Origin of the sequence: Pseudomonas sp. Leaf129 (assembly GCF_001423465.1) — a bacterium.
In the GTDB taxonomy this organism is placed as follows: domain Bacteria; phylum Pseudomonadota; class Gammaproteobacteria; order Pseudomonadales; family Pseudomonadaceae; genus Aquipseudomonas; species Aquipseudomonas coleopterorum.
In genome coordinates this window covers 473,949-495,872 of the sequence record NZ_LMOC01000006.1, presented here as the reverse complement: position 1 = coordinate 495,872, position 21,924 = coordinate 473,949, and the positions used below count along the sequence as shown (strand labels likewise).

General features: G+C 63.1%; 14 protein-coding genes, 3 tRNA genes and 1 riboswitch. Of the genes, 12 read left to right on the top strand and 5 right to left on the bottom strand.

Going from position 1 to position 21,924, the window contains the following annotated elements:
* Position 1 precedes the first annotated feature (1 nt).
* The 3 genes from astB to astE are packed head-to-tail and all read left to right on the top strand — an operon-like array spanning position 2 to position 2,699.
* On the top strand, positions 2-1,345 hold the full coding sequence (gene astB / locus ASF66_RS10310; RefSeq protein ID WP_056843776.1) for an N-succinylarginine dihydrolase: 1,344 nt from the start codon (positions 2-4) through the stop codon (positions 1,343-1,345).
* Positions 1,346-1,382: 37 nt separating this feature from the next.
* Positions 1,383-1,673, top strand: a complete 291-nt coding sequence (locus ASF66_RS10305; RefSeq protein ID WP_043185377.1) for a hypothetical protein — start codon at positions 1,383-1,385, stop codon at positions 1,671-1,673.
* Between the two features lie 27 nt (positions 1,674-1,700).
* On the top strand, positions 1,701-2,699 hold the full coding sequence (astE, locus tag ASF66_RS10300; RefSeq protein ID WP_056843775.1) for a succinylglutamate desuccinylase: 999 nt from the start codon (positions 1,701-1,703) through the stop codon (positions 2,697-2,699).
* 3 nt (positions 2,700-2,702) lie between these two features.
* On the opposite strand, the gene ASF66_RS10295 is transcribed toward astE, so the two are convergent.
* Positions 2,703-3,878 carry a M91 family zinc metallopeptidase gene (locus ASF66_RS10295; protein ID WP_056843774.1) on the bottom strand — a complete coding sequence of 392 codons (1,176 nt, stop codon included), beginning with the start codon at positions 3,876-3,878 and terminating at the stop codon, positions 2,703-2,705.
* A gap of 165 nt (positions 3,879-4,043) precedes the next feature.
* Positions 4,044-4,547 carry a 6,7-dimethyl-8-ribityllumazine synthase gene (locus ASF66_RS10290; RefSeq protein WP_056843773.1) on the bottom strand — a complete coding sequence of 168 codons (504 nt, stop codon included), beginning with the start codon at positions 4,545-4,547 and terminating at the stop codon, positions 4,044-4,046.
* Between the two features lie 105 nt (positions 4,548-4,652).
* Positions 4,653-4,810: riboswitch (FMN riboswitch) on the bottom strand.
* 140 nt (positions 4,811-4,950) lie between these two features.
* Here ASF66_RS10290 and ltaE point away from each other — a divergent pair.
* From ltaE to ASF66_RS10250, 7 genes are all read left to right on the top strand, one after another.
* Positions 4,951-5,955, top strand: a complete 1,005-nt coding sequence (ltaE, locus tag ASF66_RS10280) for a low-specificity L-threonine aldolase (RefSeq protein ID WP_056843771.1) — start codon at positions 4,951-4,953, stop codon at positions 5,953-5,955.
* Positions 5,956-6,100: 145 nt separating this feature from the next.
* On the top strand, positions 6,101-8,725 hold the full coding sequence (gene alaS / locus ASF66_RS10275; RefSeq protein ID WP_056843770.1) for an alanine--tRNA ligase: 2,625 nt from the start codon (positions 6,101-6,103) through the stop codon (positions 8,723-8,725).
* Between the two features lie 87 nt (positions 8,726-8,812).
* Positions 8,813-10,045 (top strand): aspartate kinase, encoded by a 1,233-nt coding sequence (locus tag ASF66_RS10270; RefSeq protein ID WP_056843769.1) that lies wholly within the window; start codon positions 8,813-8,815, stop codon positions 10,043-10,045.
* A gap of 134 nt (positions 10,046-10,179) precedes the next feature.
* Positions 10,180-10,368 (top strand): carbon storage regulator CsrA, encoded by a 189-nt coding sequence (gene csrA, locus ASF66_RS10265; RefSeq protein WP_043185394.1) that lies wholly within the window; start codon positions 10,180-10,182, stop codon positions 10,366-10,368.
* A 62-nt stretch (positions 10,369-10,430) separates the two neighbouring features.
* Positions 10,431-10,521 (top strand) — tRNA-Ser (locus tag ASF66_RS10260).
* 106 nt (positions 10,522-10,627) lie between these two features.
* Positions 10,628-10,704: transfer RNA gene (locus tag ASF66_RS10255), tRNA-Arg, on the top strand.
* 76 nt (positions 10,705-10,780) lie between these two features.
* Positions 10,781-10,857: transfer RNA gene (locus ASF66_RS10250), tRNA-Arg, on the top strand.
* 20 nt (positions 10,858-10,877) lie between these two features.
* Here ASF66_RS10250 and ASF66_RS22480 read toward each other — a convergent pair.
* Positions 10,878-11,267 (bottom strand): hypothetical protein, encoded by a 390-nt coding sequence (locus ASF66_RS22480; protein WP_156463174.1) that lies wholly within the window; start codon positions 11,265-11,267, stop codon positions 10,878-10,880.
* 324 nt (positions 11,268-11,591) lie between these two features.
* Here ASF66_RS22480 and mgtE point away from each other — a divergent pair, with 324 nt between their 5' ends.
* Positions 11,592-13,040 (top strand): magnesium transporter, encoded by a 1,449-nt coding sequence (gene mgtE / locus ASF66_RS10245; RefSeq protein WP_056843768.1) that lies wholly within the window; start codon positions 11,592-11,594, stop codon positions 13,038-13,040.
* 84 nt (positions 13,041-13,124) lie between these two features.
* On the opposite strand, the gene ASF66_RS10240 is transcribed toward mgtE, so the two are convergent.
* Together ASF66_RS10240 and metR are read right to left on the bottom strand one after the other, a co-directional pair.
* Positions 13,125-18,434: a dermonecrotic toxin domain-containing protein gene (locus ASF66_RS10240; protein ID WP_056843767.1), complete on the bottom strand. Its 5,310-nt coding sequence runs from the start codon at positions 18,432-18,434 to the stop codon at positions 13,125-13,127.
* Between the two features lie 112 nt (positions 18,435-18,546).
* Positions 18,547-19,464: a transcriptional regulator MetR gene (gene metR, locus ASF66_RS10235; protein ID WP_056843944.1), complete on the bottom strand. Its 918-nt coding sequence runs from the start codon at positions 19,462-19,464 to the stop codon at positions 18,547-18,549.
* 106 nt (positions 19,465-19,570) lie between these two features.
* On the opposite strand from metR, the gene metE reads away from it, so the two are divergent.
* Complete coding sequence (metE, locus tag ASF66_RS10230; protein ID WP_056843766.1) at positions 19,571-21,880, top strand: 5-methyltetrahydropteroyltriglutamate--homocysteine S-methyltransferase; 2,310 nt, start codon at positions 19,571-19,573, stop codon at positions 21,878-21,880.
* Positions 21,881-21,924 lie beyond the last annotated feature (44 nt).

Below are 21,924 nucleotides of genomic sequence, written 5' to 3'. Positions count from 1 at the left end.
GATGAAACCCTGTGAAGTGAATTTCGATGGCCTTGTGGGGCCAACCCACAACTACGGTGGGTTGTCCTACGGCAACGTGGCGTCGCAGAGCAACAGCCAGCAAGGCTCGAACCCGCGCGAAGCGGCTCGTCAGGGCCTGGCCAAGATGAAAGCGCTGATGGAACTGGGGTTCACCCAGGGTGTGCTGGCGCCCCAGGAACGCCCTGATGTGGCTGCGCTGCGGCGCCTGGGCTTTACCGGCAGCGATGCCGAGGTGATCGCCCAAGCCGCGCGCGACGCCATGCCGCTGTTGGTGGCCAGTTGCTCGGCGTCGAGCATGTGGGTTGCCAACGCGGCGACCGTCAGCCCCAGCGCGGACACCGCTGATGGCCGCGTGCATTTCACCGCCGCAAACCTCAACTGCAAGTTCCACCGCAGCATCGAGCACCCCACCACAAGCCGTGTGTTGCAGGCGATGTTCGCCAACCCGACCTATTTCGCTCATCACCAGGCGCTGCCAGCCGTTGCCCAGTTCGGCGACGAGGGCGCCGCCAACCACACCCGCCTGTGCCGGGACTATGGCGAGGCGGGGGTGGAATTCTTCGTCTACGGTCGCAGTGCCTTCGACGCGCGCCTGCCCGCGCCGCAGAAGTATCCCGCGCGCCAGACCCTGGAAGCGTCCCAGGCCGTGGCCCGGCTGCATGGGCTGAGCGAGGAGGGCGTGGTGTTCGCCCAGCAGAATCCGGACGTCATCGATCAGGGCGTGTTTCACAACGACGTGATCGCGGTCGGTAATGGCGAGTTGCTGTTCCACCACCAGGACGCGTTCCTCGACAGCGACCGCGTGCTGGCCGAACTGCAGACCAAGCTCGCCGCGCGGGGCGGGCGTTTGCAGGCGATCGGCGTGCCCCGCGCCGAGGTCTCGGTGGACGATGCCGTGCGCACCTACCTGTTCAACAGCCAGTTGCTCAGCCGCGCCGACGGCAGCATGCTGCTGGTGGTCCCGGAAGAGTGCCGCGCCAACCCGCGGGTCTGGAGTTATCTGGAACGCCTGACCGGGCAAGGCACCGGCATTGCCGAGGTCAAGGTGTTCGACCTCAAGCAAAGCATGCGCAATGGTGGCGGGCCGGCCTGCCTGCGACTGCGCGTGGCGCTCAAGCCCGAGGAGCTGGCAGCGGTCAACCCTGGCGTGATCCTGACGCCTGCGCTGTACGAAACGCTGAACGACTGGGTCGAGCGCCATTACCGCGACCGCTTGGTCGAGGCCGACATGGCCGACCCGCAACTGCTCATCGAATGCCGCGAGGCATTGGACGAGCTGACTCGGATCCTGGCACTGGGTTCGGTCTATCCTTTCCAGCTCTGACCATTTGTTCAACACTGAATATCATTGAGGTAACTGTATGTCCGACGCCCTGCGCTTGATTCTCGAAGACACCGACGGCACCCAACTGGAAACCTCCTGCACCCGCTTCTGCGTGGTCTGGCAGGGCAAGGAAGTCTGGATCCAGCACGACGGCCGTGGCCAGCTGCTGATCGGCGTGGACGTCGAAGAAGGCGATGCCGAATACGCCAACCTGTTGCTGCGACCCCTGGCGACCAACCTGGTCAGCCTGCAGCTGGAAATGGAACCGGCCGATGCGGGCGCCGAAGAAGAGGACGGTCACGTTCACGGTCCGGACTGCAACCACTAAAACTCCATCCTTCAGGGACGCCGCCCCATGCTCGCTCTTGGCAAACTGCTCGACTTGACCTTGGCCGGCCGCGAGCCGGCGCAGAAGATCCAGCTGACCACCGGCGGCGTCAGCCTGCGCTGGCTCGGGGAAGGCGCCCTGGAAGTGCGCCCCGCGGCCAACACCGACAGCGGCCTCGACTTGCTGCTGTCGGCCGGTGTGCACGGCAATGAAACCGCGCCCATCGAATTGCTCGACACGCTTGTTCAGGCCATCGCCCGCGGCCAGTTGGTTCCCCGGGCACGTATCCTGTTTCTGTTCGGCAACCCTGAAGCGATGCGCCGTGGCGTCCGCTACATCGAGCGCGACGTCAACCGGCTGTTCAACGGCCGACACGACGCTGTCAGCGGCAACGAAGCCTTGCGTGCCTGCGAACTGGAACGCCTGGCCACGACCTTCTTCAGCCTGCCGCAGCGCACGCGCCTGCACTACGACCTGCACACCGCCATCCGTGGTTCACGGATCGAGCAGTTCGCCCTCTATCCCTGGAAGCAGGGTCGCGAGCATTCCCGGCAAGAGCTGGTGCGCCTGCAGGCGGCAGGCATGCGCGCCGTGTTGCTGCAGAACAAGCCTTCCATCACGTTCAGCGCGTTCACCTACGAGCAGCTCGACGCCGAAGCCTTTACCCTGGAACTGGGCAAGGCCAGGCCATTCGGGCAGAACGCCGAGGTCGACCTGAGTCGTCTGGAGGCCAGCCTGCGGCAGTTGATCGAAGGGGTCGAGACGGACCTTGAACAGCCACTGGACCAGTTGGTGCTGTTTTCCGTGTCACGTGAAGTCATCAAGCACACGGATGCCTTCCGTCTGCACCTGGATGACGATATCGAGAATTTCACCGAGCTGGATCAAGGCTACCTGCTGGCCGAAGACGGACGCGAACAGCGCTGGGTCGTGGAAGAACAGGGCGCGCGGATCATCTTCCCCAACCCCAAGGTTGCCAATGGCCTACGCGCCGGCATTTTGATCGTGCCGACAACGCAGGTGTGAGCCTCAGGGGTAGTTCAGGCGTGGCGGCAGACCCAACTCGCGGCGCAGGCTGTTTTCATTGAACGGATCCGGATTGGTGTTCACCGGCGGTGTTTGCGGGTCGTCGTCGAAGTCGAACGGGGGATGTTCGGTAGGCAGGCCGACCACCTGACGCTCGTGATCGAAGCCGAACATCGACCCTGTGGCGAAGTTATAGGCATGGCACAGCTCGTGGTACAGCACCACCACGGGAAAACTACCCGGCGGTTGCCAGGCGGGGTTGTAGACCAGTTCGCCGGATTGTCCTGCGGGTGCGCGCTGACCATCGATCACCGGCCAATGCGGGTGGCCGAAATAGCCATTGGGTTCATGGGTAAAGCGCACGGTTACCTGTGTGCCATGGGCACTGGCTGCCTCATCCAGCGCCTGCAGCAGTAAACGCGCAGTGGGCGAGGTGCGCAGCAGATCAAGGTCGGCTTCTACCCGTTTGACGAATCCATCGCTGCCTTCGATGCGCAGGGCTTGATCGCCTGCGCGGTGACTGCCGCCTCGATGCAGGCGCAGCGTGCCTTTCTCGCGCAGGATCAGATCGTTCTCGTCACTGCTGTAGACCACGTTGCTGCCTGAGCCGGGGAATATCGAATCCTCGCCCGGGCCGGGACTGATGATGCTCAGGCCTGCGCCTGCTACCAGGCGATCATCACCTTCGCCGCCGGCCATGAAGGTCAGCTGTTCACCGCCAAAGCAGGTGTCGTCGCCGTCTCCGGCATAGATCGTGTGCATCCCGTGACCACGGGTCAGTACGGTGTCGTTGCCTGCACCGGAGTCGATGTAGAAGTTGCCCGCCCCGACCTTTATCAGGTCATCGCCGGTACCGGTGCGCAGCGTTATCTTGCCTCGCAGTCTTTCCGTGCGCACCGTGTCGTCGCCGGCATCGGTGTCGATGATCAAGTCAAGCGGCTCAACGATGGGTTCGATACGGTACTGCAGGCCGTTGAGCGTCAGCAGCAGCGTGCCATCGCTGGCGTCGAGGCGCAGTTGGTCATCGGCGCTCGTCGTGGCGATCAACAGACGCGGTACGGGGGCAGCCTCGAAGTCGATGCGAACCTGCAGATCGGCATAGGGCAGCGAATGACTGTCGGGCTCGTGGGCAGGCTCCTCATTGCGGCGAATGAATACCCGAGGGGGGAGATGTTCCATGGCAGGCTTCCTGTATCCGATAGAGAAGCCGCAGCGTAGGGGGAGGGCAATGCGGAAGAGTGCTACACATGTATCGGGTATGAGGGTTGATGCCGGTACGTGCGGCGAACCGGCCACGGGACCTTGTCGGAACCCATGGCCGAACGAACTGCACGCCGTGGAACGTCAGGCGATTTTCTGCTGCTGCTGCAGGCGACGCAGCGCGCGTACTTTCTGTACGGTATCGGCCACGGTGCGCGCGGCTTCCGCGCCTTTGTGCAGGAAATGGTTGAAGAAGTAGGTGTGATGCTGCTCGCCGTCGTGGAAATGGTGCGGGGTCAACACCACCGAGAATACCGGTACTTCGGTTTCCAGCTGCACCTGCATCAACGCGCTGACCACCGACTGGGCGACGAACTCGTGACGGTAGATACCGCCGTCCACCACCAGGGCCGCGCCGACCACGGCGGCATAGCGCCCGGTCTTGGCCAGCAGCTTGGCGTGCAGGGGAATTTCGAATGCACCGCCGACTTCATAGAAGTCGATATCGGCTTCCTGGTAGCCCAGCACGCGCATTTCTTCGACGAAGCCTTTGCGGCTCTGGTCGACAATATCCTTGTGCCAGCAAGCCTGCACGAAAGCGATTCGTTCGTGGGTGTGGCTCTTGCTGTCAATTGCAGTGGGTTGCATCGGTTCACTCCTGTTCAAGAAAAAAACAGGGCATGTGGATCGAAGGGGATCTGTGGGTACATGCGCATGGCACGGCCCTGCGTTGGCCTTTTGAAGGTGTCGCAATCCCGTTCTCTCTTCATCCGGACTATGACCGTCGGCCCCGGGATCACACCGGGTCTGCTGACCTTGCAGGCCGTTACCGGCTCACAAGCGCTCGCGGGCTCGACGCGTTGCGCGCCATCACCGCCGGTGGGGAGTTGCACCCCGCCCTGAGAACGTTTGCCACCCCCATGGGGCGGCGCTGGTTTTGTAACATACTTGCGGACGCGCTGAACAGCGGCCCGGACAATTGTTTCACCAAGGCTTGATTCGTGGCCGCGCAACCCGCAGTAATAGAAGCTGACACACATTCGAGGCCATCATGTCCATCATCGACCTGCGCAGTGACACCGTTACTCAGCCCACGCCCGGCATGCTTGCGGCCATGCACGCGGCGCCGACCGGCGATGATGTCTATGGCGAAGACCCGACGGTCAACCGCCTCGAAGCCGAGCTGGCAGCCGATCTGGGTTTCCAGGCGGCGCTGTTCGTGCCCAGTGGCACCATGAGCAACCTGCTCGGCCTCATGGCTCACTGCGAGCGTGGCGAGGAGTACATCGTCGGGCAGCAGGCACACACCTACAAATACGAAGGCGGCGGGGCCGCCGTGCTCGGCTCCATCCAGCCCCAGCCCCTGGAATTCCAGCCTGACGGCACGCTGGACCTGGATCAGGTCAAGGCGGCGATCAAGCCCGACGATTTCCATTTCGCCCGCACCCGTCTGCTGGCGTTGGAAAACACCATGCAGGGCAAGGTATTGCCGCTGAGCTACCTGGCCCGGGCCCGCGACTTAACCCGCGCGCACGGCCTGCAACTGCACCTGGACGGAGCCCGGCTGTACAACGCAGCGGTCAAGCTGGGTGTGCCGGCGAGTGACATCACCCAGTATTTCGATTCGGTCTCAGTGTGCCTGTCCAAGGGCCTTGGCGCACCGGTTGGTTCGGTGCTGTGCGGTTCCCAGGCGTACATCGGCAAAGCGCGGCGTCTGCGCAAGATGGTCGGCGGCGGCATGCGTCAGGCTGGAATTCTGGCAGCAGCCGGGCTCTATGCGCTGGATCACCAGGTGCAGCGCCTGGAACAGGACCATGCTCACGCTGCCCAGCTCGCCGAGGGCCTGCAGGCACAGGGTTACACCGTCGAGCCGGTACAGACCAACATGGTCTACGTGCAGCTGAACACGCGCGCCAGTGAGTTCAAGGCATTCGCGGCCGCCCGTGGCGTTACCGTGACGGCCGCGCCGCGGCTGCGCATGGTCACCCATCTGGATGTCGATGCGCAGCAGATCGAGCAGGTCGTCGGTGTATTCGCCGATTTCGCGCGCAGCTGACCGCTTTGCTGTCCAATTGAGTGGACCAATCGTATAAACACACTGTACCCAGGCCGCAGGGCCTATATAATGCGGCCCTTTGCCGTCGCATTGCCTGTTGGGCGTGCGCACTGGCCTCTGGCCGCAGCCTGTCGTGGAAGAACCTATGAAAAGCGCAGAAATCCGTGAAGCCTTCCTTCGCTTCTTCGAGGAGCAAGGCCACACCCGAGTCGCCTCCAGCTCCCTGATCCCGGGCAACGACCCGACCCTGCTGTTCACCAACGCGGGGATGAACCAGTTCAAGGACTGCTTCCTGGGCCAGGAGAAGCGCGCCTACACCCGTGCCGTGAGCAGCCAGAAGTGCGTACGCGCCGGTGGCAAGCACAACGACCTGGAAAACGTCGGCTACACCGCCCGCCACCACACCTTCTTCGAGATGCTGGGCAACTTCAGCTTTGGCGATTACTTCAAGCGTGACGCGATCACCTATGCCTGGACGTTCCTGACGTCCGAGCTGTGGCTGAACCTGCCCAAGGAAAAACTCTGGGTCACGGTCTACGCCAGCGACGACGAAGCCTACGATATCTGGACCAAGGAAATCGGCGTGCCGGCCGAGCGCATGGTTCGCATCGGTGACAACAAGGGCGCTCCCTATGCGTCCGACAACTTCTGGACCATGGGCGACACTGGCCCCTGCGGTCCCTGCACCGAGATCTTCTACGACCACGGCGCCGACATCTGGGGTGGCCCACCCGGCTCGCCCGAGGAAGACGGCGATCGCTACATCGAGATCTGGAACAACGTGTTCATGCAGTTCAACCGCACCGCCGACGGGGTTCTGCACCCGTTGCCGGCGCCGTCGGTGGACACCGGCATGGGCCTGGAACGGGTCAGTGCGGTCCTGCAACATGTCAATTCCAACTATGAGATCGACCTGTTCCAGAGCCTGCTCGAAGCGTCGGCCAGCGCCATCGGCTGCGCCAACCAGGGCCAGGCCTCGCTCAAGGTCGTGGCCGACCACATCCGTTCCTGCGGCTTCCTGATCGCCGACGGCGTACTGCCGTCCAACGAAGGCCGTGGCTACGTGCTGCGCCGCATCATTCGCCGGGCCTGCCGTCACGGCAACAAGCTGGGTGCCCAGGGCAGCTTCTTCTACCAGATCGTCGCCGCCCTGGTGGCCGAGATGGGCGATGCCTTCCCGGAACTCAAAAGCCAGCAGGCGCACATCGAACGCGTGCTCAAGGCCGAGGAAGAGCAGTTCGCCAAGACCCTGGAGCAGGGCTTGAAGATCCTCGAGCAGGATCTGGCCGAGCTCAAGGGCAGCGTCGTGCCGGGTGATGTGGTGTTCAAGCTCTACGACACCTACGGCTTCCCGATGGACCTGACCGGTGACATCGCCCGCGAACGCGAGCTGACCCTGGACGAGGCCGGTTTCGAGCGCGAAATGAACGCACAGCGTGAACGCGCCCGTTCGGCCAGCTCGTTCGGCATGGATTACAACAGCCTGATCAAGGTCGATGTACCCACCGTGTTCCTGGGCTACGACGCCAACCACGGCAATGGCAAGGTCATTGCGCTGTACAAGGACGGTGTCGCGGTCGACGTATTGAAAGAGGGCGAGGAGGGCGTGGTCATCCTCGACCAGACGCCGTTCTACGGCGAGTCCGGTGGCCAGGTCGGTGACCGTGGCTACCTGCTGGCCGGCGGTTCGCGCTTCGACGTGCGTGACACCACCAAGACCAGCGGTGCCTTTGTGCACCACGGCGTGGCCGTGCTCAGCGACCTGGCGGTCGGTGTCGAAGTCAGTGCCGTGGTCGACGAAACCCTGCAGCGGGCCACCGGCCTGAACCACTCCGCGACCCACTTGCTGCACGCGGCCCTGCGCCAGGTGCTGGGTGATCACGTTCAGCAGAAAGGCTCGTTGGTCGACAGTCAGCGCCTGCGCTTCGACTTCAGCCACTTCGAGGCGATCAAGCCCGAGCAGATCAAGGCGCTGGAAGACATCGTCAACGCCGAGATTCGCAAGAACACCCCGGTGCAGACAGAAGTGATGCCGATCGACGAGGCACGCAAGAAAGGCGCCATGGCCCTGTTCGGCGAGAAATACGGCGACACCGTGCGCGTGCTGACCATGGGCGGCGATTTCTCGGTGGAGCTGTGCGGGGGCATCCATGCCAAGCGCACCGGCGACATCGGCCTGTTGAAGATCACCAGCGAAGGCGGTGTGGCGTCAGGCGTGCGCCGCATCGAAGCGGTCACCGGCGCGACGGCGCTGAACTACCTGAACCAGGCCGAAGAGCAGCTCAAGGAAGCCGCGCAGCTGGTCAAGGGCAGCCGCGACAACCTGATCGACAAGCTTTCGGCAGTCATCGAGCGCAACCGTGCCCTGGAAAAGCAGCTGGAACAGTTGCAGGCCAAGGCCGCCAGCGCCGCTGGCGACGACCTGTCCGCCTCGGCGGTCGAGGTCAAGGGCGTGAAGGTCCTTGCCGCACGCATCGACGGTCAGGACGGCAAGGCACTGCTTGCGCTGGTCGACCAGCTGAAGAACAAGCTGGGCCAGGCCGTGATCCTGCTTGGCGGCGTGCACGACGACAAGGTCGTGCTGGTGTCCGGCGTGACCAAGGACCTGACGGCCCGGCTCAAGGCCGGCGACCTGATGAAGCAGGCGGCGACAGCCGTCGGCGGCAAGGGCGGTGGTCGTCCGGACATGGCCCAGGGCGGCGGCGTGGACGCCAGCGCCCTGGACGCTGCACTGGCCCTGGCCTTGCCGTTCGTGGAAAACGCGAACTGATTCAACCCTCGCCAGGGCTCGTGCCTTTCGCGGCGAGCCCGGTGTTGTATTTAATGGGCGCCCTTCACGGGCTGAGGCGGCTTTGAAATGGCTTTGATCGTACAGAAATTTGGCGGCACCTCGGTGGGCACTGTCGAGCGTATCGAACAGGTCGCCGACAAGGTGAAGAAATTCCACGATGCCGGCGATGACCTGGTGGTCGTGCTGTCGGCCATGAGTGGCGAGACCAATCGCCTGATTTCCCTGGCCAAGCAGATCAGCGACCAGCCGGTACCGCGCGAGTTGGACGTGATCGTTTCCACCGGCGAGCAGGTCACCATCGCGCTACTGGCCATGGCCCTGATCAAACGCGGGGTGGATGCGGTGTCGTACACCGGCAATCAGGTGCGCATCCTCACCGACAGCGCGCACAACAAGGCGCGCATCCTGCAGATCGACGACCAGAAGATTCGCGCCGACCTCAAGGCCGGCCGAGTGGTGGTCGTGGCGGGTTTCCAGGGGGTCGACGAAAGCGGCAACATCACCACCCTGGGGCGCGGCGGCTCGGACACCACCGGCGTTGCCCTGGCGGCTGCGCTGAAGGCCGACGAATGCCAGATCTACACCGACGTCGATGGTGTCTACACCACCGACCCGCGCGTGGTTGCCCAGGCTCAGCGCCTGGACAAGATCACCTTCGAGGAAATGCTGGAAATGGCCAGCCTCGGTTCCAAGGTGTTGCAGATTCGCGCGGTGGAATTCGCCGGCAAGTACAACGTCCCGCTGCGCGTCCTGCACAGCTTTCAGGAGGGTCCGGGCACCCTCATTACCATTGACGAAGAGGAATCCATGGAACAGCCGATCATTTCCGGCATCGCCTTCAACCGCGATGAAGCCAAGCTGACCATCCGTGGTGTGCCAGACACCCCCGGCGTGGCCTTCAAGATCCTCGGCCCGATCAGCGCGGCGAACATCGAAGTCGACATGATCGTGCAGAATGTTTCTCACGATAACACCACCGATTTCACCTTCACCGTGCACCGCAACGATTACCAGGGCGCACTGGCCGTGCTGGAGCAGACCGCCAGCGAGATCGGCGCGCGCCAGGTAGTGGGCGATACCAAGATCGCCAAGGTGTCCATCGTCGGTGTCGGCATGCGCTCGCACGCCGGTGTGGCCAGCCGCATGTTCGAGGCCCTGGCCAAGGAAAGCATCAACATCCAGATGATCTCCACTTCCGAAATCAAGGTTTCGGTGGTCATCGAGGAGAAATACCTGGAGCTGGCAGTGCGTGCGCTGCACACGGCCTTCGAGCTCGATGCCGCTCGACAGGGTGAGTAACGTGCAGTGAGAGAAGGGCGCGGCTAACCGCGCCCTTCTTTGTTTTCGGGCGATGTCCATGGCTTCCCACCATGGGTGAGTGCCCTTTTTTGCAGACTGTGTTGTCCCTGAAATGAAAGCGTAAGGAGAAAGGTATGCTGATTCTGACTCGTCGGTGCGCGGAAAGCCTGATCATTGGCGACGGTGAAATCACCATCACGGTGCTTGGCGTGAAAGGTGGCCAGGTACGAATCGGGGTGAATGCACCCAAGGAAGTGGCCGTTCACCGCGAAGAAATCTACCTGCGGATCAAGAACGAGAAGGACGACGAACCAAGCCATTAATTTTTATCGTTTTTTATGTTTGCAAACGGGGAAGAAGGTGGTTAATATACGCCCCGTGTTGCGGAGAGCTGGCCGAGTGGCCGAAGGCGCTCCCCTGCTAAGGGAGTACACCTCAAAAGGGTGTCGGGGGTTCGAATCCCCCGTTCTCCGCCATTATTTGCGTAGTACGTTGAATCTGGCTTTTTCTGTAAGTTGTTGAAATTACTGAAAAAAGCGCTTTACAAAAGAAATCGACGGCCTATAATGCGCGGCAACAAATGCACTCGTAGCTCAGCTGGATAGAGTACTCGGCTACGAACCGAGCGGTCACAGGTTCGAATCCTGTCGAGTGCACCATACAAGAAGCTGCTTTCAGCAATGTCTACAGCTTCTGCGTCAACCAGTGGTAACCTGGTCCAACAAAATGCCACCTGCACTCGTAGCTCAGCTGGATAGAGTACTCGGCTACGAACCGAGCGGTCACAGGTTCGAATCCTGTCGAGTGCACCATACAAGTGAAAAGCCCGCATTCAATGCGGGCTTTTTGCTTTCTGCGTTTTAAGTTTTCTGGCGGGCGGCGTCTGCTCTTCAGCCAGATACTTGGGTCTTCTCTTTTTCTTCATGCGACTGGCTTTTTTCGGTGCCTTGACGGGCGGCGTGGGTGGCGCTGCCAACCGTGTACGTGTGCCGTCCTCGACGATCGTCACTGGCAACCGACGGGGCGCCGTCTTGCGCGCCATGGGTTTTCTTCCGGATGCCGGGTTCAGTGCTCGCTGACGCACCCAGGGCTGGGTTTCGGGGCAGTTTGAGTGCGTGAAGGTAATGTGCCCCTGGGGACCTTGGCAGCGCTGCACGACAGCGGCGTCGGCCGATTGCGCCAGCGAAGCCAGCAGCACAAGCGTGAAGAAGGGTCTGTACACCGGTATCCGTCCTTGGTTGTGGTCATGTTGCCTAGCAGACTAGTCAGCCTTGGCGAAGCACGCGTTGTGCTTTGTTTACCGAATGCGTCGTCCCACCCACGGTGATGCATGATTTGCGAGCGTTGCACGCAAGCAGTTGTTTCAACCCTGTTTTTTTCGCTATGAATCCGTACAAGTTGTGTATGATTGCGCCCGTCAGCCCCGCCGGGGCTTTGGAAAACCTCCATGGACTTACCCAGTAGTTACTCGCTGAAGCTGTATACCCATCAAGAATCGACCGATTGATTCTCCCGGCGTGCCCACTGCTGGGAGTGGAGTTCGCCTATGTCTGAAGTAGAAGCAAAGAAAACGCAGGAAAGCTTGCAGGATCGTCTGGCCCAGGTCGTCGACCTGTTGCAGCGCCAGCGTATCGTCGAAAGCCTGGCTCATCGCCAGGAAGGCCAGCACAACGATCTGGTCGAAAATCTGGTTCACCGGCAGAACCTGGTCGAGTTGCAACGCAAGCTCGACGACCTTCACTCCGCCGACGTTGCCTACATTCTCGAAGCCTTGCCTCTGGAAGAGCGCCTGACCGTCTGGCAGTTGGTCAAGGCCGAGCGCGACGGCGACATCCTGCTCGAAGTATCGGACTCGGTACGCGAAACCTTGCTCGCGGACATGGACGATTTCGAGATCCTTGCTGCGGCCAAGGAAATGGACGCCGATGAGCTCGCCGACCTGGCTTCCGAACTGCCGCGCGACGTGGTTCACGAGCTCATGGAAACCCTGGATGCCCAGCAGCGCGAGCGCGTGCGTTCGGCCCTGAGCTACGAGGACGACCAGGTCGGTGCGCTGATGGACTTCGAGATGGTCACCATCCGCGAAGACGTCAGCCTGGAAGTGGTGCTGCGTTACCTGCGCCGTCTCAAGGAGCTGCCTGGCCACACCGACAAATTGTTCGTGGTCGACTCCGACGGCATTCTCAAGGGCGTGCTGCCGATCAAGCGCCTGCTGGTCAACGATCCGGAAAAACAAGTGGCCGCAGTGATGGCCAGCGACACGGTCAGCTTTCATCCCGACGAAGACGGCTACGAAGCCGCTCAGGCGTTCGAGCGCTACGACCTGATTTCCGCGCCCGTGGTGGACAAGCACGGCAAGCTGATCGGCCGTCTGACCATCGATGTCATGGTCGACCTGATTCGTGAAGAAAGCGAAAGCGAAGCGCTGCGCACGGCTGGTCTGCGCGAGGAAGAAGACATCTTCGCCTCGGTATGGCGTTCGCTGCGCAACCGCTGGTCATGGCTGGCGATCAACCTGATCACGGCGTTCATGGCCTCGCGGGTGATCGGTCTGTTCGAAGGCTCGATCGAAAAGCTGGTGGCCCTGGCGGCGTTGATGCCGATCGTGGCCGGTATTGGTGGCAACTCCGGCAACCAGACCATCACCATGATCGTACGTGCCATGGCGCTGGACCAGGTCAGCCCTGGCAACGGCAATACCAAGCGCCTGATGCGCAAGGAACTGGGCGTTGCGCTGGTCAATGGCGTGGTCTGGGGCGGCGTGATCGGGGTTGTGGCGTATCTGCTGTATGGCAGCTGGTCACTGGGCGTGGTGATGACCGCGGCGATGACCCTGAACCTGCTGCTCGCCGCTTTCATGGGTGTATCGATTCCCATGGCCTTGGCCAGGTTCGGTCGCGACCCGGCCATGGGCGCCAGCGTGATGATCACCGCCGTCACCGACAGTGGCGGGTTCTTCATCTTCCTGGGCTTGGCCACCCTGTTCCTGATGTAGGCCCCTTGCCCGCGTCGCGGACCGCTGGATCGTTATCCGGCGGTCCGCGACGAGGGCAGGGTGCTTGTTTGTCTCCTCGGCGAATTACGCCTGCACATCTGCAAAGTGCTTTACCGCCAGCGCCTTGCCGATGGGCCCGCGCCAGATACGTTGTGCTTCATCACCCTGCTCCTGCTGCCAGCGCAAGCCCAGCATGCGTTGATCCGGCCGCTTGATGTGGGCCTTTTCGAACTGCTCGAACCCCGCCCGCTCCCGACGGTAGTGAAAGTGTGCATACCACAGCGGGACGGGTGGCTCGACGGTGAGGTCGCGGATGACGTACTCCTGGAGGAAGTCGGGTTCGGCGCGTCCGGCGCCGAGGGAAGCTCGATCCCCCAGTCTGACGATGTCCACCTGACGTTGCTCGAGCAGATAGTCCAGATACCCCTCGGTCGGCGTTTGGCTGCTCATCGCCTGCCGGATCCGCATGGCCCGCCCCTTTGCCCGCAATTCCCGGGCACGTCTGCGCAGGCGCTGTGCCAGTTCCTGCGCAGGCTGCCGCTGCTCGATGGCCGAGGCACGCAGTTCCAGCTGCCGGCCCTGGTTGACCATCAGGTCTTCGAGATTGGCCGGTGCTTCACCGGGAACGGCATAGCGTTCCACTCGCCGTTCGTGGGCGTCGCTGGCCTCAAGCCACTTGCGGCCCTCGGCGAGCAATTCGGCCAAGGGCTGCGAAGGCTCCGGTGGCGAAGCGCTCAGCGGATCATCCTGCAGACGCCACTGGTTGCCCACGCGGCGATAGGTTTCAGGCCTGCCCGCGCTGCCGGTGAGGGTGAAGATCTGTTCCCCGTCCGCGGTCCGGCCTTCGTCGCCAATGAAAAAATCATGCTCGTGGGTTTCGAACACTCTGCGGGCTGAGGAGGCCGGTTGCTTCGGTCGTCGGGTGATGGTGCTCAGCTGCGGCATCATCCGGTCCGCGTGGTCGATCAATCGGTCCAGAGACTGGATCATCCGTTCGAATGCGTCGAGCTCGAAGCGATCCGGCCGGTTGCGCCGCCAGGTGTTCATCTGGTTGCGGTAATCGATATAGATCTGGCGCGAGCTGCGCAATACGTTCTGCCGCTCGCGCAGGCCGGCCGCCGTTTCGAGCAATCGGAAGTGGCTTTCCAGGCCATGATGGAAGCGGTTTCTCAAGGGCCGGGTGTCGAGCAGGTGAAACATCTGCGATACGTCTCTGACGTCTGCGGTTCTGTGCGCCAATTGAGTCAGGTTGGACGCGCGGGCGATTTCCAGGTCAGCGTCTGCCACCGCTTCCAGCACCTGGCGCACCTGAGCGCGGTCGCCGCGTTGGCTCACCCGCCTGGCCCAAACTTCGGCCTGCTGCAACCGCTGCTCCATAAGGCTGAACTGGTGGTCCATGCTCAGACGCATGCGCCGTTGCTCGCGCATTTGCGAGGCGGGCAGGTCGAACAGCTCCCCAGGCGCGCGGACCTGATCGAGGGATCCGATCAGTTCGTTGATCGTGCGCCGAGCCATGTTGGCGTGGTTGATCCTGCGTCCGGCAATGATGTAGGCGACTTCGCTCTGGAATTGCTTGTTACGCCGCAGGAAGTCGCGGGAGACCAATCCTTCGTGCTCCCGCAACAGTTCGTAGAGAGCCTCGGCCCGCTCGATGTCGCTGGTACAGGCCGTTTCGGCGCTGGCCCGCCGCTGCGGATCGGCGGCTTGGGTCATGATCAGTGATTCATGACGGTTCAGCTGCTCGTGCAACAGCCTGTTGTGGTGATCGATGCTGCTGGAAAGCTCGAAGTGACGGCGATACTGGCGATCCACCAGCCAGCGCGGCAATCGCTCGCGGACGGCGGCCGGCCAGAGCGGCTGCAAGCCGTCAGCGGCGCGATGGCCAAGGTAGCCCAGCACGCCACCGCCGCCTGCCAGGCCGTCCTTGATCAATGTGCCGTAGAGCGCACCATGAGTCTGCCAGCGCCCGCCTGGATCCAGCGCAATGGGCTGAGGATAGGTCTTGCTGGCCGTGCCCTGCAGGCGCCATGTCTGCGGGCTGGCGTGAAGCGTGACTTGGTAGACCTGACCGTCACGCAGGATGAAATCGCCCTCGGCATGGCGGTAGATACCCCGGTACAGGCCCTGGGTGGCCGGTTGCAGGTTACTCAGGTCCAAGGGCAGCGTGTAGCGATAGCCGCTGAAGGGATCGGGCCTGCCTGCCGCAGACCCTTTCGCCGCTTGTGGGGCGCCTGCGCGCCTGGCGAGCGCCGACCACTGGCGGCCGCGAGCCAGCAAGCGGCTGCCGCCAGGGACGGCAACGGCGCCCGGAACGGTATCGATAGCCACATCGATCAGTGCGCCGAGCATGGCTTCCAGCTGATCCAGGCCTTCGCTGACGAGACCTGCACGCCACGCACCGACAGCGGCATTGGCGGCTGTCCAGGCGTCGAGCAGCGCCAGCGCGGTGCCCACCAGGGGCAGCACGCCAAAGGCCATTTTCAGGTAGTCGAACACGTTGCCGTGGGCCACGGCCGCTTGCTGCAGGTACAAGGCATCGTTGCTGCGGCCCCGTTGGCGTTGGGTTTCGATGAGGCGACCCATGTGCGCATCGAGCAGATGGCTGGCCAGCGAGGTCGTGGCTGGCCAGGGATGGCCGACACCGATCAAGGCATCGAAATTGTGCAGCCCTGCTTGGTCGATGCGCGCCTTGTGACTGGCGGCACTGCCAGCGATGGCCCGATCGGCCAGGTAGTTGCCCATCGTGCTGTCGACGCTGAGCGTGAAAAGCCCCAGGCGGGCGGCCTCAAGGCTTGGGTACTCGCGCAGGCAACGCTGGTCGGGAGCGTCGGGCAGATACAGCAGGGTCTGGCCGCCGTTACGGTCATGAATGAAGGACAGGCCGGACAGTGTGGTGGGTCGATCACCGGTATCGCTGCCGCCGACCGTTAGCCGTGCCGGCAGCAGTTGCACGTCGCGGCCCCGCGAACGCCAGGCCGCCGCGTCGCTGGCGTCGATGGCGAGCATTGCCAAAGCGTGGCCGTCAGCGCTGATCCGACCGCGATGACGGGCATAGTCGCTTTGCATGTGCAGCATCAGCCGCGTGGGTTCGATCAGGCACTCGCGCTGATGAGCCAGGGCATGGGCGGACTGCCCGACGTGACCGAGGAATGCCTGGCGGATCTTGTCTTCGCACGCCTGCGCCAGGTTCAGATCATGCACTGTTCGACGCAGATAGCTCAGATCGATACCGGCCGTTACCCGAGCGCGCTGCTCGGCGTCGGCGCCGCTCACCTGAACCTGCATGAAGCCCAGGCGTTGCAGCATGTCGGCGTCGAGATTGTGCTGCGCCAGACGGGCGAGCGGCCATGGCGTGCGTTCCGGACCTGCGGTGGCCACGGTTTGCTGCGGCGTACCAGGGGCGCCAGAGCCGGACACGGGTTGTTTACGATGGATGAGCCGGTCAGGGATGTCGATCAGCACATGCACGTCGTCGGTCAGGTTGAAGTCGGTTCGCAGTCGCTCCTGCAGCAGGGCATCGGCGTACTGATCGAGGTCCGGCAGGTCGCGTTCCAGTTGCCCATTGGTCGCCCGCACAGCGCGGATATAGTCGCTGATCAAAGACTTCAGGCGCCCACGGTCCTCAGGTGCAAGGTTCTTCAGCCAATCGGGCAGTTCACTTTCCAGGCGCTCACTGAAACCCTCTTGGGCCAGTTGCACGTAGGCGCGGTCACGCGCGGCGTGGGCGGGCACCACGAGGTGTTCGTAAGTGGAGGAGGTCAGTTGCTGCAAGGCCTCCTGGCGCTGTGGCTCATGAGTGGCTGCGGGCAGCTGTTCGAGAAGCTGGTTGGCTTGCTCCTCGCAGGCGTGCAGTTGATTCTGCAGGCCGTAATCGAGGAAGTCGCCGGTCACCGGAGACAGATGCAGGGTGGCATCGTTGCCAAAGGCGCTCAGGCGAAACAGCGTGCGCTTGAGGTGTGCGACCGACTCGAACGGCTCCAGGCCGCCGCCTGAGCCTGGCCAGTACACCAGCACGAAGTTGTCGTCTGTTGGGTTTGGCGTTTGCATGAATGCCACTACACCGTGCAACTCCTCGGTGCGGATGGTGGTCGTGGTGCCGTTGACGTCGGCAATCGACAGTGACAGCGCGTAAGCGGTGCCGTTCTCGGCGCTGCGTTGGCTTGATTGAGGGTGCGCCAGAATCGTTTGCATCAATTGCACCTGGGGCAGGGTCAACAGGCCCAGCGCCTGTTGCAGGGCGACTTCGGCGCGCAAGCCTTCCAGTCGCGCCTGGTACAGGGACGAATAATGGGGGTTGGGTAAATAGCGCAGTCGGTAGAGATCTTCCAACTGCTGCGCTGCCAACAGCCCGGCCGCAGCCTGTGCTGCGCGTTCCTGGGCAGCGGACAGGGCGGCCAGCAGGTCCTTGAGGCGTACCCATCCCGGGCTTTCGGAGCCTGCTCGCAGGTCGTCCCCGAGCAGGTTCAGCATGGCCTGATGCTGACGTTTGAGCTCTGCCCAGCGATGGCTTTGGGGAATGTCCGGGCTGAGGCTGCCGAACGCCGTGAAGTTGTCGGCGCCCTCTGCCGGTTCGGGCGCATCGAAGGCGGGCAGGTCGGCGAACGGTACGACGTTTGTGGGCAGGACTGCGGCGTCGTCTGCTTCTGCGCTCTCGCCGTCACTGCCCGAGCGCGCCGTCTTCAGATAGAGCAAGCGGCTGTGGCTCAACCACTGCTTGCAGGCGCTGGAGAGCTGGGCTGGCTGGTAGCTGAGCTCCACGGCGGCATCGGCGTGCAGATTCGCGTGGGACCAGATCTGGCGGCGATCCTGCAGCAGGTAGATCTGCAGCGATTGACGATCGGCGAAAGCCTGCAACGCGGGGTTGCGTGAGGGCAGGTAGAGCAGCTGCGCGACCGGCGTGTCGCTGTCCACAGTCAGTAGAAGTGCGCCTGCCGTTTTCACGCGAGTGCCGTCGGGCGTCTGCAAGGCAACGGTCTCTACGTAGATTTTTTGTGATCCGATTTCGGTGCCGCCTTCGAGCAGGGTCAGCAGCGGCCGTAACTGGGTGTGGTTCAGTTGGCCGTGGTAGTAAGCCAGTTGCGCAGCGGCATGCAGGTGGTCGAGGAACGCCTGCTCCGCCTCCGCTCGACGCGAAACCGCCGCATAGGGCGCGCGGCCGTTCCAATAGTCGATCCAGTGTTGCCGGCGGTGATCCTCCAGCGTCTGGTCGTTCAGCGCTGGCGGCTGCGCCGGCAACGCCTCGACCGCACGTGGCGCTTGCGCAAGCAGGGTTTGCAGGCGAGTGCGTGCGCGCTGCCAGAGCAGGGAGCCCTCCTGCAGCAGGTTGTCGTGACGCATCGGATAGGCCCGGTACGTCAGCGCACGGGCAACGAAAGGGGTAGGGGCTTCGCTCATGTGGACGGTTTCCTGATGTCGAGGCGATGACCGGTAGGGTCATCGCGCTCGCCATTACGAACCGTGAGCGAGGCGCCAGGGCGCTACTTAAATAGTGCTTGGCCTGCCGGACTCAACGTACGGCGCTGACGCCGTCCAGGGTGGAGAACGAGGTGTCCTTGGCAGTCAGCAGGAAGTCACGCATGTAGGGCGCGTCGAGCATGTCGGTGCGCACCGCTGCGTACAGCGTTGCAAACAGGCCCTTGTCGCCCAGGCGCTTGGCCTTCACATAGCCGCGCGAACTGTATTCGTGCAGCGCCCAGTGGGGCATGCCACAGACGCCGCGACCGCTGGCCACCAACTGCATCATCATCACTGTCAGCTCGGAGGTGCGTACCTGCGCCGGCTCGATGTCGGCCGGTTCGAGGAAGCGGGTGAAGATGTCCAGCCGGTCGCGCTCCACCGGGTAGGTGATCAGGGTTTCGCTGGCCAGGTCTTCGGGCACGATGAAGGGTTTGCTTGCCAGTACGTGCTGGTTGGCCACCGCCAGCATGGCCTCGTAGGTGAACAGCGGGACATAGGTAATGCCCGGCAGCTCCAGCGGGTCGGAGGTCACCACCAGGTCCAGGTCGCCACGGGCGAGGGCCGGCAAGGGTGCGAAAGCGAAGCCGGAGGCCAGGTCCAGTTCCACTTCCGGCCAGGCATCGCGGAATTGGTCGATGGTCGGCATCAGCCACTGGAAACAGCTGTGGCATTCGATGGCCATGTGCAGCCGGCCTGCGGTGCCGCCGGCCAGACGAGCGATGTCACGCTCGGCGCCGCGCAGCAACGGCAGTGTGGCGTCGGCCAGCTGCAGCAGGCGCAGCCCGGCGCTGGTGAAGCGAATCGGTTTGGTCTTGCGCACGAACAGTTGCATACCCAGGCGCTCCTCCAGTTCCTTGAACTGGTGGGACAGCGCCGACTGGGTCAGGTGCAGGCGCTCGGCGGCTTCCACCAGGCTGTCGGCCTCGCGCAGGGCGTGCAGGGTTTTCAGGTGACGGATTTCGAGCACCTTGGTCTCCATGAGTAGAACTTGTGATCAACACGAAAAGATTGAGTTTGTCTCATGTTGGTGTGGTTGTCGACAATGGCGCCATCATTTACAAGGAGCTGCACTCATGGCACTGGCCCACACCCTCGGATTTCCTCGTATCGGCGCTGACCGCGAACTGAAGAAGGCGCTCGAAGCGTATTGGAAAGGCGATCTTGACCAGGTAGCCCTGCGTCAGACCGGCCGCGAGCTGCGCGCCCGCCACTGGCAGTTGCAAGCGCAGGCTGGCCTCGAGTTGTTGCCGGTGGGCGACTTCGCCTGGTATGACCAGATGCTCGCGCACTCGGCTGCCTTCGGCGTGGTGCCCAGCCGTTTCGCCGATGCCCTGGGTGCCGATGGCAGGCCCACGCTCGACACGTTGTTCGCCATGGCGCGTGGTGCCGGAAGCTGTTGCGGCGGTGCAGCGGGCGAGACCCAGCATGCTTTGGAGCTGACCAAGTGGTTCGATACCAACTACCACTACCTGGTGCCTGAATTTTCTGCCGACCAGCGCTTCGTGCTCAGTTGGGAGCAGCTGTTCGAAGAGGTCGACGAGGCCGTCGCGCTCGGTCACAAGGTCAAGCCCGTGCTGATCGGGCCGCTCACGTACCTGTGGCTGGGCAAGGCCAAGGGCTCGGCCTTCGACAAGCTCGACCTGCTGGAACGGCTGTTGCCGGTGTACGGTGAGATCCTTTCGCGCCTGGCCCGGCAAGGGGTGGAATGGGTGCAGATCGACGAACCGATCCTTGGCCTGGATTTGCCCCAGGACTGGAAGAATGCGTTCGAGCGCGCCTACCACATTCTCCAGTACTCACCGCTGAAGAAGCTGCTGGCGACCTACTTCGCCAGCCTGGACGACAACCTCGGCCTGGCTGCGGGCCTGCCGGTAGATGGTCTGCACGTCGACCTGGTGCGCGCGCCCGAGCAACTGCCGGCAGTGCTCGATCGCCTGCCCACCTACAAGGTCCTCTCGCTCGGAGTGGTCAACGGCCGCAACGTCTGGCGCTGCGACCTGGAGGCGGCGCTTGCGCACCTGCAGCAGGCCCGCGAGCGTTTCGGCGCCAATCTGTGGGTGGCCAGTTCCTGCTCGTTGCTGCACAGCCCGGTCGATGTGCGCCGCGAGGACCGGCTCGATGCCGAACTCAAGAGCTGGCTGGCCTTCGCCGTGCAGAAGTGCGAGGAAATCGCCGTGCTCGTGCAGGCTCTGAACACGCCCGAAGCGCTGCAGGTAAAGCAGGCGCTGGCGCAGAGTCAGGCGGTAAGGGTCAGTCGCGAGCACTCACCGCGCATTCACAAGCCGGCCGTGCAAGCGCGCCTCGCAGCGGTGACGCCTGCCGACACGCAGCGTTCGTCGGCCTTCGCCACACGCATCGACGTACAGCGGGCGCACCTGCGCTTGCCGGCGTTTCCTACCACCACTATTGGCTCCTTCCCGCAAACTGCGTCGATTCGTCTGGCTCGCCAGGCGTACAAGTCCGGCAAGCTCTCGGCCAATGACTACACCGACGCGATGCATGTGGAGATTCGCCATGCGATCCAGGTCCAGGAGCGTCTGGGTCTGGATGTGTTGGTGCATGGTGAGGCCGAGCGCAATGACATGGTCGAGTACTTCGCCGAGCAGTTGGATGGCTACCTGATCACCCGCTTCGGCTGGGTACAAAGCTATGGTTCGCGCTGCGTCAAACCGGCGGTCATCTATGGTGACATCAGCCGCGAGCGCGCCATGACCGTGGACTGGATCACCTATGCCCAGCGACAGACCGGCAAGTGGGTCAAGGGCATGCTGACCGGTCCGGTGACCCTGCTGATGTGGTCGTTCGCCCGCGAAGACCTGCCGCGGGAAGTCCAGGCACGGCAGTTGGCCCTGGCGGTCCGCAACGAAGTGCAGGACCTGGAGCGCGCCGGGATCCGCATCATCCAGATCGACGAAGCGGCGTTTCGCGAGGGGATGCCGCTGCGTCGGGCCCAGTGGCCGGTCTACCTGGAATGGGCCGTGCAGGCGTTCAGGCTGTGCGCCAGTGGCGTGGCCGATGCGACGCAGATTCACACGCACATGTGCTACAGCGAATTCAACGACGTGATCGAGGCCATCGCCGCCATGGACGCGGATGTCATCACCATCGAGACCTCGCGCTCGGACATGGAGTTGTTGCAGGCCTTCGAAGCGTTCGAGTACCCCAATGACATTGGTCCAGGCGTGTACGACATCCATTCACCGCGGGTCCCGGACACCGAACAGATGCTGCGCTTGCTGACCCTTGCCGCAGCGCGTATCCCGGCCGAACGGTTGTGGGTCAACCCCGACTGCGGGCTGAAGACCCGTGCCTGGCCCGAAACCGAAGCGGCGCTGGTCAACATGGTCGCGGCCGCGCGCCAGGCCCGGCAACGGCTGGCCTGAGCGCGAACCACAGACCGTACAGCGGAGTTCATCAAACCGTCACA

Bases quoted from the DNA above. Each gene is read 5' to 3' on its own strand.
- astB (WP_056843776.1), top strand. From the start codon at position 2: ATGAAACCCTGTGAAGTGAATTTCGATGGCCTTGTGGGGCCAACCCAC.
- ASF66_RS10305 (WP_043185377.1), top strand. From the start codon at position 1,383: ATGTCCGACGCCCTGCGCTTGATTCTCGAAGACACCGACGGCACCCAA.
- astE (WP_056843775.1), top strand. From the start codon at position 1,701: ATGCTCGCTCTTGGCAAACTGCTCGACTTGACCTTGGCCGGCCGCGAG.
- ASF66_RS10295 (WP_056843774.1), bottom strand. From the start codon at position 3,878: ATGGAACATCTCCCCCCTCGGGTATTCATTCGCCGCAATGAGGAGCCT.
- ASF66_RS10290 (WP_056843773.1), bottom strand. From the start codon at position 4,547: ATGCAACCCACTGCAATTGACAGCAAGAGCCACACCCACGAACGAATC.
- ltaE (WP_056843771.1), top strand. From the start codon at position 4,951: ATGTCCATCATCGACCTGCGCAGTGACACCGTTACTCAGCCCACGCCC.
- alaS (WP_056843770.1), top strand. From the start codon at position 6,101: ATGAAAAGCGCAGAAATCCGTGAAGCCTTCCTTCGCTTCTTCGAGGAG.
- ASF66_RS10270 (WP_056843769.1), top strand. From the start codon at position 8,813: ATGGCTTTGATCGTACAGAAATTTGGCGGCACCTCGGTGGGCACTGTC.
- csrA (WP_043185394.1), top strand. From the start codon at position 10,180: ATGCTGATTCTGACTCGTCGGTGCGCGGAAAGCCTGATCATTGGCGAC.
- mgtE (WP_056843768.1), top strand. From the start codon at position 11,592: ATGTCTGAAGTAGAAGCAAAGAAAACGCAGGAAAGCTTGCAGGATCGT.
- ASF66_RS10240 (WP_056843767.1), bottom strand. From the start codon at position 18,434: ATGAGCGAAGCCCCTACCCCTTTCGTTGCCCGTGCGCTGACGTACCGG.
- metE (WP_056843766.1), top strand. From the start codon at position 19,571: ATGGCACTGGCCCACACCCTCGGATTTCCTCGTATCGGCGCTGACCGC.